Origin of the sequence: Candidatus Brocadia sinica JPN1, from assembly GCF_000949635.1 — a bacterium.
Lineage (GTDB): Bacteria > Planctomycetota > Brocadiia > Brocadiales > Brocadiaceae > Brocadia > Brocadia sinica.
On record NZ_BAFN01000001.1, the window covers coordinates 45,039 to 57,294 of the forward strand.

Below are 12,256 nucleotides of genomic sequence, written 5' to 3' on the forward strand. Positions count from 1 at the left end.
GTCATTAATCAGATACGAATCCCCGTTTTCACGGGGACAAGCATGTCATTCCCGTGAAAGCGGGAATCCAGAAAAATACTGGATTCCGGGTCAAGCCCGGAATGACAGACAGTTATAAACTTATGTCGCTATGTATGACTAAGGCAATTCCTTATCATGTTCAATAACACCATCAATGGTTTTTTCTAGTTTCCTCGCTAACGATTGCCAATCATATTTTGCCAGAGAAGAATGATCAAAATGATTTTCAATTTGTCCCGACTGTTTCAGATTATACAAATGCTGAATGACATTGATTATATCTTCTTTTCTATTATCCACCACCACACCACATTTTTGTTTACTAATGATCTTCGCCGCAATATCTTGCTCATCATATTTAATCGCTAAAATAGGGCGTTGCGCGCCAAAGTATTCATATATTTTCCCGGGTATCTGATAACCATTCAACCATCCAAAGAGCAATAATACATCAGCGCCTTTTTGTAATGCGATAACTTTTTGGGAATTTTGATGGCCAAGAAAGATAATCTTTGTGTTCAATTGCTTTTCTTCGACCCATTTAACGTAGTGAGAGTCAATATGCCCGGCTATTAATACTTCCACATTTTGATTGCTTAAGGATTTAATTGCTTCAAAAAAAACGTATGGCTCACGAAGCCCATTATAAAACGAACCTGTGTAAACTATACGAAATATCTTACCTTTTTCAGGTATTATTTCCTGATATTTCCGAATATCACAACCCTGAGAAATAACATCAATTCCTTTAGGGTCGAGAAACGGATAATGTTTCACAAAACCTTTTGCCGTCGATTCTGTAGTTACTATGATATGGTCTACGTTTTTTAATAGGTGCCCTTCAATGTGTTTATCGATATAATATCTCCATCGATGGAAGCCCGGGTAGAATGACCAGGGATCTCCATAATCAACAATCCATTTGGTTCCTGTCCACTTTTTGAAATAATAACCGAGGATATGATCGGTAAAAGGGTACCCTGATGAAATAATGAGATCATACTTCTTTTTTTTCAGTTTCATGAGCGCAATAAGCGCATAAGGCAGCCATACAATGCATTTATCAGGGATGAGGAGGGGTTCGACAATCCTGGTAAAGGCTCTCTTTATATGGCTTCGCACTGTAGTTTGAAGAAATGTCCCGAAGGTCTTCACTCCATTACTTTTTGGAGGTAAATGATCGTAACTAAAGCTATAAATTGGACCCGGGTAGGTGCGAATGACATTTACCTCTTTTGGGATGGCATCAAGCAGTTTTTCGTCGTAAGCGGGATGTTTTTTTGACGCGAGTGTTGTTAGGATATCAATTTCGTACCCCTGACAAATTAAATATTTAACAAACTGCCCCCAACGCAAGGCTCTCGGGCCGGCGATAGGAAGGAATGTGTGGCAAATCAAAAGAAGTCTTTTCCCCATAAAAATAGCCTTATCAGTCAAGATATTTTATCTTATTTTGTGTATATACGGTTTTTTGGGTATATTTATGTTATGGAAACAGGCATATTGCCCTAATAATTATCGGCAACAAGTATAATTTAATTAGCAATATACCTGGAAAGACCTTCTTTTAATGGTGCCACCTGTAACGGAAAAATATCCTTTTGCAACAATTTATCAACTATTATTTTATCATGGGGATACGTTTTTAGCTTATCTTCGAGTTGAATCCCTTTTTTGGAAAACAGCGAAAATACTTTTATTATAATATCTATAACCGATAGAGGGATGTAGCATTTATATTTTTTAACGCCAATAATCTCAGAAATTACATCAACAAGCCCGGTATAAGAAACGATTTCCTTCCCCACCAAAAACAGCGTCCTGTCTTTGAACTGGCACAAATTGTTTAGTGTCTCACAGATTGCTTTTATTACATCATCAATATAAACAGGTTGAAGTTTATATTTTCCATTTCCCAGGAGATAAATTATTTTTCTGTTTTTAACAGCATGTACGAGCCTTGCAATAGTTCCGTCATCCCCGTTGCCGTAAATAACAGATGGCCGTAAGATAGTAAAATTCAATCCGGATTTCCGAACAATGTCTTCGGCTTTTTCCTTAGACTTTGAATAGCGGTTTTTTACAGGCAACACGGTATTAAGTGTGCTAAAAAACACAAATTGTTCGACACCGTATTGTCTACTTGACTCAACTAAATTTCGGGTTCCCTCTACATTAACCTGGCAAACAACTTCCGGATCAGGGCTTTGTATGACCGCTGCCAGATGCACAACCTGCCGCGCCCCTTTTACAGCGCTATCTATCACCTTCTTGTCCCTTATGTCCCCTTGAATGACCTCAATGTGTTTATCGCAAATATTTATTTTTGCAGGTTCATTTCTGACCAAACAACGAACCCTTTTCTGCTGTCCCGCCAGGGCATTAACAAGATGATAACCTACAAACCCGGCGGCGCCTGTTACTAAAATCATGACGCCAATACCTTAGTCTTAATAAATTTCGATATCCACTTAAGTCTAAAATAATAGGAATTATATGCCTTCCCTTTCAGTTTGATTAGCCGCTCTTTGGAAAGATTTTTGTGCTTATACACCGGCGTATGGATATCATAATTTTCAAAGTCATAGTCCAGAATGAGATTCGCCTTATCCATGTCCTGGAAGAACTGTGTTCCGGGATATGGGGTGCTGATAGTAAATTGTGCGCCAATGGTATTGAGTTTTTTGGCGTATTCAATCGTCTCTAAAATTGATTGTTCCGTATCGTCGGGCAAGCCTAAAATATAAAATGCGGTCACTGCGATTTTCTTTTTGTCACAGTAATTCAAAATTCGTTCCTGATGTTCGGTATTAATTGGTTTTCTTCCCGTATTGCTCAGGATTGTTTTGTTGGCAGACTCGATGCCAACCTTTATTGCGCGCAATCCTGAATCATAAAGCAGATCAATCAGCGCTTCATCCAGACAATTCAGGTGAGTTTCACAAACATAATGGACATCTATCTTTCTTTTCATTATTTCTCTTGCAATAAGAGAGACCCTTTCCTTGTTAATGGTAAATATGGGATCTCTGAAGAGAAGGAGACACGCGTTTAATTTCCTTACGAGGAACTCAATCTCATCTACCACATTGTTTGGACTTCTATCACGCCATTTTTTCCCAGCCGTGATAGGATACGGGCAATAACTTGCACAAGAGAACGTGCAACCGCGGCTTGACACAATAGGAAAAAACCGTTTACCTCCGGAAAACATGAAATAGGGCTTATATTTGAAACTATCCAGGGGGAAAATCTCCCAATCCGGAAACGGCAATGTATCAAGGTTTTCTACGATACCGGCTTCAACAATACCGTTTGGAAGCGGAGAGCGTAAATCAAATTTCATGAAAAATGACTCAGGTTCTCCTTTTATTACAAAATCAACATGTGGCAAATAAATCTCCGGCTTTACTGTCGCGAAAGGGCCTACGATACAAATTTTGGCGGATATCTGTTCCTTAATTCTCCTCACGTACTCGATTTCATTTCTAAAATCCACTATAGAACTATAGATAATAACCAAATCAGTTTCCTCCGGCGGCGCTGCATCACTGACCACGGAAACCACATGGCCTCGTTCTTTCAGTATTCCCGCAAGATAGCCCATGGCAAGGACCGGATAATTAATCCCTTCTTTCTTCAAAAATGTCAAAATTCTCGCCATGAACGAATCGCCAAAATGACTGACCGTTCCCATGCCGCCTGAAACATCTTTATTGACAAAACCTTTTTTCCGGGACTTTGTTTGTAAAAGCGCTATTTTCATCTTGTTTGCCTCTTCTCGATAACAGATTCCAAAACCCTTTGAAACTTGTCAGCTTGTTTTTCCCACGAAATGCTTTCGATAAATTTTATTCCACTTTCAGACATTTTTTGTAGTTGCGCCGGCGAAGCTTTGAGCCTGGCCACACTATCTGCAATTTTTTCTGGGTCATTCACTGGCACCAGTTCAATGGCGCCTGATATTTTAGCAAGATAGGGCACATCACCGACGGGCGTAGCTATCACCGGTGTTCCAAATGACATCGCCTCTAAGTACGTAATTGGAAATACCTCGTGATAAGACGTCCGTATCATCAAATCCGCCCGTTTTATTAATTGGTTCTTGATGTCACCCAGAACCGGACCAATCACGGAAATATACTCTTCTATACCAGAGCGGCTTGATTCTTCTTTAATTTCCTTTTCCAGTTCACCACTTCCCGCGAAAATCAGATTAACCTTAATACCCCTCATTTTCAAAATTTTTATCGCCTCTACCAAATCAAAAATTCCTTTTTCTTTAATAAACCTCCCAAGATAGAGCAATACAAAGGACTCATCCCCAATACCGTATTTTTTTAAAATATCGGTATCGGGTTTTACTTCCTGAAAATCCATTCCTGGATGAATCAGAAAGAGTTTATCCTGAGACAGCTTATGAACATCCAGCAAAAATTTTGTAAGCGAATCCCCCACCGAAATTACCGCGTCTGCATAATTCAGCGTTAATTTCTCGATAACAAAGTATACACGGGCAAAAAGATTATTACCGGCATGCTCTTTTGTAGAACCGAAAATGTGAACGCATACGACATAGGGTTTTTTCAAAAAGAACTTGCAAAAGGCTCCAATTAAAGCGCTTAAAGGGGTTTGTGCATTGATCACATCGGTCTGTTTTATGAGTTTTAGTGTCTTAAAGAAAGAGGAAACGGTTAGGCTTACTGGCTGTAAAACAGAATTTCCTAAAATTGCAGCATCATACACTTTGATATCTTTAGAAAACGTTTTATCGTTCGTTTTACCGTTTTTCCCTTTGATCAATGATATGTCCAGCCGTTCGGCAAGCCTCTTCACAAGTTCATACGTATATACTTCCATTCCTCCGGAGATTATTTTTTTGTTATAGAATGGCGGAAAATCTTTACACCCAAGAATAAGCAGGCGGATCATTGGGCCCCTTTCTTGTGATTATACCAAACGTGTTTATTTATTGTGATTTATTAAGAATATGAAAACAAGAACCCCGAAGAGGTAAAATGGTTATAGATGAAAAAACCGAAAATAACACCCAATCCCAAGGGGATGACATAATAGACACGCCGGGCATTTCACGGAAAAACGATCATATCACCCCTTCGGGGTTTTTCGGCTGGTTTTTATGCTATCGTCTATAATCATTTCATCCCTACAGGATTTATAGCGCTTTTATTGAATAGTATTAAATCTATAGTAAGGAATTTCAAAATAAAATCACAATCTATAAACCTTCTTAGTATATATGCCCCGGCTTTTTATTCACGATAGTAGCGCTGAAACGAACGTCGTTCCCATACTTGTAACATTATGCTGCTTCCACAGTCTTACAAAGCAATTTGCCCGTATATCTCCATCAGCTTCCGGTAATGTTTTTCCTGGTTGAGTTCATCTTCAACAAATTGTTGGGCTTTTTTTCCCATCTCCGCAAATGGAGAGCTATCCGCTAAAAGTGTTTCTATTTTTTCACTGAGATCCTCCGCATTTCCCGGCTGGAAGGTCAAACCCGTCTCATTATCCCTGATGAGTTCCGGAATACCGCCTATCCTTGCGCCAATTACCGGTATGCCCATCGCAAAAGCCTCTATAACGGACATGGGATTATTTTCATACCATTCCGATGGGAGGACTGCCGCCATGCTGTTTCTTATTTCCCGATACAAGTCTTCTCCCTTCATATACCCAAAGAACCTTACATTATCAATACCATCGGACTTGACCTTTTCCCGGAGTTCTTCTCTCATAGGCCCGTCTCCGATGATCTTGACCGTAGCGCAGTTGTTGTGCTTATTTCCCTGGTACAATATTTTAGCCGCTTCAATCAACGTCAGCAGCCCCTTTTCCGGAGAAAGTCTGCCAAAATAAACAAGAGAGTTCTCCTTCTTGTCTCTCTGGCGCTTTACATCTCCGGAAAGCCCTCTGAACTTCTCGCTATCAATATAATTTGGCAGACAGACAATTTCTTTTTTAAACCCCATCTCCGAGAGTTTATCTTTGAGAAAACGGCTTGGGGAAATGAAAATATCCACATTATCATAAATATCAAGCGCTTTATGATGAAGGTACATCTCTGAAGTGCTTAAAAGAGTTTTAGCAAGCGACTCTTTAACGCACCTTTTTTTTATCGCCATAAAGTATTTTCCGCCATAACAGGCTTCACAGGGTTTCTCAAAGGCCTGAAGATGGTAAGAGGCGCACACCATCTTATAGTCATGAAGCGTCATTACCACAGGTATCTTTCTCTTTTTAAGCACGTGAAGAATTGATGGAGAAATATGGTGGTAAATATTATGAAGATGGGCAATATCCACGGGATATTTATCCAATAACTGAGAGAGAAGTTTCTTTGCCTCAAAAAAATAGAGTATTCTGCCGCCAGTCTTAAGTTTAGACATCATCCCGCTGTTATTAGTATGTAACTCTACATAAGGCAAAAAATAACAACTCGTCTCGCAAGGGATGTTTTGAGGGTGATGCATTGAAAAAAAAACGGAACGGTGGCCTTTTGATTCTAAAAGACGGGCTGTATTTAAATAGACCGCCTCTGCCCCGCCCCGAAAATAATGAAACTTATTTATATGAAGAATATTCATATGGCTCTCCAACGATAACCCCATTTCCTTGTGTAGTTAAATATATCTTCCCTTGGCCATGCGGATCTATTGCCAAACAGATAATCTTTAAAGAAATCGTTAACAAATCATCGTTATGGATAGGAACCCAATTTCTGCCACCATCGGCGCTTTTATATATACCCGGCGTAAATCCCCCGATATCTTCATCTCCTACACCGGGAACGGAAGCAAGATAGAGAGCGCCATCATGCGGATCAATACCCATTGCACCACCATGAACAATACAGGACGGTGTAACCTTCTTCCATTTTTTTCCTCCGTCAGCAGTCTTGTAAACCCCGTGTTTTCTTAATCCGACATAGACAATATCCGGATTATCAGGATCAAGCGCCATACCGCCAACAAATTGATCCATCCCCTTTATGCCATCCTGTGGCAAATCTTCGCTGATAATTTCCCAATCTTTGCCACCGTTTACAGTCTTGTATACTCCATTGCCTTTATCTAAAATATAAATTACCCTGGATGATTTGGGATGAATCAGGATTAAGTTTCCTTTTCTTTGGAAAATAGTATCTGTCTTCCCTGTGGTAACTTTCTCCCACTCTTTTCCACCATTGATTGTTTTATAAAGCCCCTTTTCTGTCAGAGCGGCGAATACCGTATCGTAATTTGCAGGATCAATAGCCAAAGCTGTTACCCCGGCAACCGGGAGACCTTTATTTGCCTCATGCCAATCTTTCCCGCCGTTTGTACTTTTAAAAATTGTGCCGCTGTTTATTTCCGTTGCATCTCCCCCCAGATAAACGGTTGAAGTTTCATGACGTGGATCAATGGCGAAACATAAACCGTTTTTCATTCTGTATTTTTCCCATATATTTTTATCCTCTTTTTCATCCCAATTGCCAATGCCTTTTAAAGAACGCTCAAAGGTCTTTCCCCTTTCCCCGCTCTGGAGGAATACCCAATCACTGGCTCCTACAAAGAAAATATCCGGTCTTTTCGGATCGAAGGCTATCTGGTGCAGACAGGTAGCTTCCAGACCTTTTACCTTTGCGCGCCAGGTTACACCTCCATCATCGCTTCTCCATATACCGGATCTCCCTGCGGAATAAATTCGTTTGCTGTTAGTTGGATCGACCAACAAGCAATTTGCAAAATATCCGGCGCCCCCCGGCCAATTTGTTTCCTTAATCCACCAACCTTCAGGGTAAATATTTTCTCTCTTACCGGTAAGTTTAACCCAATAATCCCCCCCATTCACGCTTTTATAGATTTGTCCTCTTCGCTCACCGGATCCTGCATATATTATTTCCGGATTTTGAGGATCAATAGTTAATGAAACATATTTTATATTGCTCAAATTGAGCTTTGCTGGCATCAATTCTTCCAATCCTTTATTTTTCGCTACCCATACATTACCCCCGTCTATTGTCTTAAATATTCCTTGTCCTCCGCAAGCTGCATATATTATGTTGGGATTTGTAGGATCCATGACTAATTGATGCGCATCACCGATCATATCTCCTATCTTTATCCAACCATCCCCCCCATCGCTGCTTTTGAAGATGCCTCCCTGAAAATCTTTTCCTCTTTCCTTTCCTATGACCGAAGATGCATAAACTATTTGTGGATTAGCCGGGTTTATCAGGAGTGACGATACGCATTTCCCATCGAGACCCTTTCTTAACCAGGTAATCCCCCCATCTGTAGTTTTGAAAATGCCGTCTTTGTAACTACCTGCATAAATAATTTTAGAATCTCCAGGATCGACAACAATTAATCCCCTCCCTTTGGGCCTGCTCACTCCTATTCTATCGAATTTTACCTTTCGGGTCAAAAGTTGCCAGGATTTTCCATGATCTGAACTTTTGAATATCCCCCCCTTCTGAGAATTGCCAATTCCGAGATACATGATTCTCTGTTTCTGGTCAATTGTCAGCGCCGCTGCCAGCCTATCCGTGGGCCACTGTAATCCTTTATTAACCGGCATCCATGAGTCTCCATAATCCGTGCTCTTGTAAATACCCCCAACATCAATGCCTGCATACACAATGTTTGGTTCCTTCTGGTTAATAATTACAAAATTTGTAAATCCTCCCCCATTGATATTAATTGGGGACCAACGATAATTAACGTGCGTCGATGGGCTGGTTTCATCAGCCTTGAGGATGCAAACGCTTAAAATAGTTAATGAACAAATGAAAAGAAAAATTGTTTTTTTCATGGCAATTTTTCTATAAACATAAAAATCTGATTCTTATGTTAGCCATTGCGTTAAATCCTTATGTATCAAATCCTGTAATTTCAATATATCTTCTCTATAGATCTCTTTCAGAAGTTTTCTGTTAGAACCTTCTAATTGGGACTTGTGAGCAAAGCTTTCCAAAATCTTATTTCTTATGCTTGTCCTGGCTCCTGCGGGTAGGAATTTTTTGATTAGCTCTTTCAACAAGTTCTGCTTGTATATGAGCTTTCCCAAAAGTTTATCCTTGTCACCCACCGACACATTATGTTTCAGGCCAGTTTCGATATTGAAAGAGCTATCCACACCAAGGAACTCCAGTAAATCATGAACAAGCTGTTTAGAATTCACCTCTAAATTTTCAAAAAGATATACTCTCACCTGGTCAAAAGTATCTTTATAAGACTTTATCTGATTATAGTAAAAACCATAATCAATATAGTTATAATATTTTGATAATTGCCTTGATTTCCATTTTTCGATTACCTCTTCAAAAGGAAAATTAAGCAAACCACCCGCTCTGTCATTCAAATAATGAGAAAAGGCCCTCTCTGCAGGATCACGAATAATTATGATAATTTTTAATTCTTTCCAATGGGGATGATATTTTTTTATATTTTTTATGGTTTCCTCATAGAGATATAAATAGACCGTTGAAGCTTCTCCTGCTATCCGTGAATCTCCTGCATCTTTAAATAAATCCAGATATTTATGAAAATCACTTACTATATTTATCCGGTTAAAAATATCTTCGTCCTTTTCCTTTGCCTCCGCAAAGGAGAAAAAACACGGCTCTTTATTCTTTGACATAAATATCTGAGGATGCTGTTGTAAGTAGGAATAAAGGGAAGTCGTACCGCTCTTTGCTGCGCCAACTACCAGAAAGTCTGGCAAGTTCATCTCTTTCCCTGCGGCTTTAACGTGCATTTGATAAAACCTTATCGTAGCATCCTGCAAGAGTATGTGCTTTTTGTAACCCCAAAAATGCTTCGTTGCAGATTGTATTGTTTGGCATTTTATTCATTAGCGTTTGCTTCGAATTTTGGATTTTGTGCATCAGCGTTAATCCTGTTTTTTTCTTCCAGGATATTAGCGGCAATTACAAGACCGGCAAAAGCCGAAAAATAGTACTGAAAATTAATCTTCCATAGCATATGGGTGAAAAAGCATATAATTACATAAGCAAAAAGAACGGAGATAAAAACTACGGAAAGACATTTAAAATAGAACTGCTTTGTATAACGGAACAATTTAAAAGATTCCCGAAACAACGTAAAGAGATACAACGAATAAACAGATAAGCCGCAGATCCCCGTAGTCATTAGTAAGGTTAAATAATTGTTGTGTTCAGGAATAGAATCCTTCAACCGTAAATTTGCTATCTTCGACTGAATATCAAAGCCATTACCAAACAACTTTTTTATTATGGTACTGTAGTTAAGAAAATAATCAAAATTTGCCTGCCATATACCAATCCTGGCACTTAACAAATCGGGATCCAGACGAAAAAAACTTCCCGTTTTTAAAATTACATATATGTCGCTAAACCGATCCCGAACGGTAGGGTTAAAAACCGCCATGAAGATAATCAAACAAAGAACAGGCACCGTAATCTTAAAATTCTTTCTAACCAGATTCCATACAAGAAGCAGAACAGCTATCCCTATCCATACATTTCTGGTATAGGTTTGATATATTATAAAAAGCATTATTGCTAAAATAATAAACCACAATACTTTCCCAGAATTTTTCACAGATTTTGAATAGAAAAAAAGGAAAATGGGAAAGACAGCTAATAAATAGTAAGAAAAGTTATTTGTATAGCCACCAAAGTCCTGCGTGCTATAACGAATATAACCACCTAATTCTGTATGGATTCCTTTGAGATAATTCCTTAAGAATAGAACAAACGGTATCAACAAGGCTATGATAATACACCAACAAACTGCATTCATTCTTTTTTTATACGATTTATCCTCCATCTTGAGAACCACCAAAATAGTTATATTAAGGATCAAAAATCCCTGAAGCAACTTAAGCCAGTATCCGAAACCTGTTATGAAGTCCTGGGTAAAAAAAATCGGAATAATACTTAAACCCATGAAGACACCATAGACCTTGTTTACACTTAAACGGAAGACATTATAACCGGAAAAAAGAAAATAGCATAAAGAAAGCGCTGCGACTGAAACTCCCATGTATTGCGTTATTCTAACATCTCCAGCAGCTTCAACATCATAAAAGACATCAACAATACTTCTGCTTGCCAAAAGAAAATAAAAGGCATACTCTATCTTAGTAAAAAAAATAAGCAAAAAGGTCATGGCGCCCAAGATGGCAAAGGCTTTGAAATCATACTGTAAAATCATGATTCCGAAAAAACAGGATATCAGCCCAACAAAAAATGTATTGAGAGATTTTTCATTTATTGCGCTTTTTATTAGCATATACATTACCTTGTTAAAAAACGTAAATGGTTATTGAGTTAGCTCAGCAATGTAAATAGCTTGGGAGTTAACACTGGCAATAACTAATCTATCAAAGAGTTGAAGCTCCCATTTTCTGCGATTAAACCGATAACAAAATTCATTAAGATATGCTTGTAAATGTTTTTTCCCGAATCTATGGAAAGTTCCCATGATAAATGATTTGGCGTTAGAGATCAAAATGTGTGTCCATTTGAGTACTTTATGGGCATTTTTACTTTTAACAATTTCTTGTATGTGATTATGTCCACTTTTGCTAACAATAGTATAGACAGGCAAACCATCGGTCTTAGCCGGTCGATTTCCTCTCACACTCACTTTTACGAGGTGGTCAATGGTAGCACTGTCTACTTTGTCTACAACGGTCATTTTGGCAAAGCCAACGGCATCTCCATGGGTAGATGCTTCAACAATTACAGCTGTTTTCGAAGTGTCACGACCGCGATTACTACTTCCCTTTGTGGAACTGCCAAAGAAAGAGTCATTAATCTCAACAATCCCAGTCAATTGATAGGTAGAATCATGACTCTTCATCGCATGGCGAATCTTGCGCAACATCGTCCAGGCTTTCCAATAGCTCAGACCAAGCCTCTTGGAAAGAGACAAAGCAGAGAACCCACGTTTATCCATACTTGTCAGATATATTGCACAGAGCCAGAGCAGAAGCGAAGTCCTCGTATTATGCATTACCGTTCCGGCTGTCAAAGATGTCTGATGCCGACATTTTTTGCACTGATACAATTTACGCTTAGTAACATGGTAATATTCTTGATGCCCGCAACTGGGATAAGCAAATCCTTGTGGCCAGCGGTGTTCAAAAAGCCTTTTTTCACAATCATCTTCTGTTTGATATTTTGTCTGAAATTCAAAACGACAGATGACTCTGAAGTGTTCCTAGAGAACACACTCCTTTG

General features: G+C 39.0%; 9 protein-coding genes. All 9 read right to left on the reverse strand.

Going from position 1 to position 12,256, the window contains the following annotated elements:
• Nucleotides 1-138: 138 nt before the first annotated feature.
• The 9 genes from BROSI_RS00145 to BROSI_RS00185 all read right to left on the reverse strand — a co-directional run bounded on the left by BROSI_RS00145 (nt 139) and on the right by BROSI_RS00185 (nt 12,221).
• A complete protein-coding gene (locus BROSI_RS00145; RefSeq protein WP_052561201.1) occupies nt 139-1,437 on the reverse strand; it encodes a glycosyltransferase in 1,299 nt (432 codons plus the stop codon).
• Nucleotides 1,438-1,556: 119 nt separating this feature from the next.
• A complete protein-coding gene (locus BROSI_RS00150; protein WP_052561205.1) occupies nt 1,557-2,453 on the reverse strand; it encodes an NAD-dependent epimerase/dehydratase family protein in 897 nt (298 codons plus the stop codon).
• Nucleotides 2,450-3,787 (reverse strand): B12-binding domain-containing radical SAM protein, encoded by a 1,338-nt coding sequence (locus BROSI_RS00155; protein ID WP_052561208.1) that lies wholly within the window; start codon nt 3,785-3,787, stop codon nt 2,450-2,452. Before BROSI_RS00155 ends, BROSI_RS00150 begins: the two co-directional genes overlap by 4 nt.
• Complete coding sequence (locus BROSI_RS00160; RefSeq protein ID WP_052561210.1) at nt 3,784-4,953, reverse strand: glycosyltransferase family 4 protein; 1,170 nt, start codon at nt 4,951-4,953, stop codon at nt 3,784-3,786. Before BROSI_RS00160 ends, BROSI_RS00155 begins: the two co-directional genes overlap by 4 nt.
• Before the next feature lie 410 nt (nt 4,954-5,363).
• Nucleotides 5,364-6,629: a glycosyltransferase family 4 protein gene (locus BROSI_RS00165; protein WP_052561214.1), complete on the reverse strand. Its 1,266-nt coding sequence runs from the start codon at nt 6,627-6,629 to the stop codon at nt 5,364-5,366.
• Nucleotides 6,607-8,838, reverse strand: coding sequence for a WD40/YVTN/BNR-like repeat-containing protein (locus tag BROSI_RS00170; protein ID WP_052561217.1), 2,232 nt, complete (start codon nt 8,836-8,838; stop codon nt 6,607-6,609). Before BROSI_RS00170 ends, BROSI_RS00165 begins: the two co-directional genes overlap by 23 nt.
• A gap of 33 nt (nt 8,839-8,871) precedes the next feature.
• Entirely contained in the window at nt 8,872-9,783 is a 912-nt protein-coding gene (locus BROSI_RS00175) for a sulfotransferase (protein ID WP_052561219.1), read from the reverse strand.
• A gap of 89 nt (nt 9,784-9,872) precedes the next feature.
• Nucleotides 9,873-11,303, reverse strand: coding sequence for an O-antigen ligase family protein (locus BROSI_RS00180; protein ID WP_052561221.1), 1,431 nt, complete (start codon nt 11,301-11,303; stop codon nt 9,873-9,875).
• Nucleotides 11,304-11,333: 30 nt separating this feature from the next.
• Complete coding sequence (locus BROSI_RS00185; RefSeq protein WP_052561223.1) at nt 11,334-12,221, reverse strand: IS1595 family transposase; 888 nt, start codon at nt 12,219-12,221, stop codon at nt 11,334-11,336.
• Between the last annotated feature and the right edge of the window lie 35 nt (nt 12,222-12,256).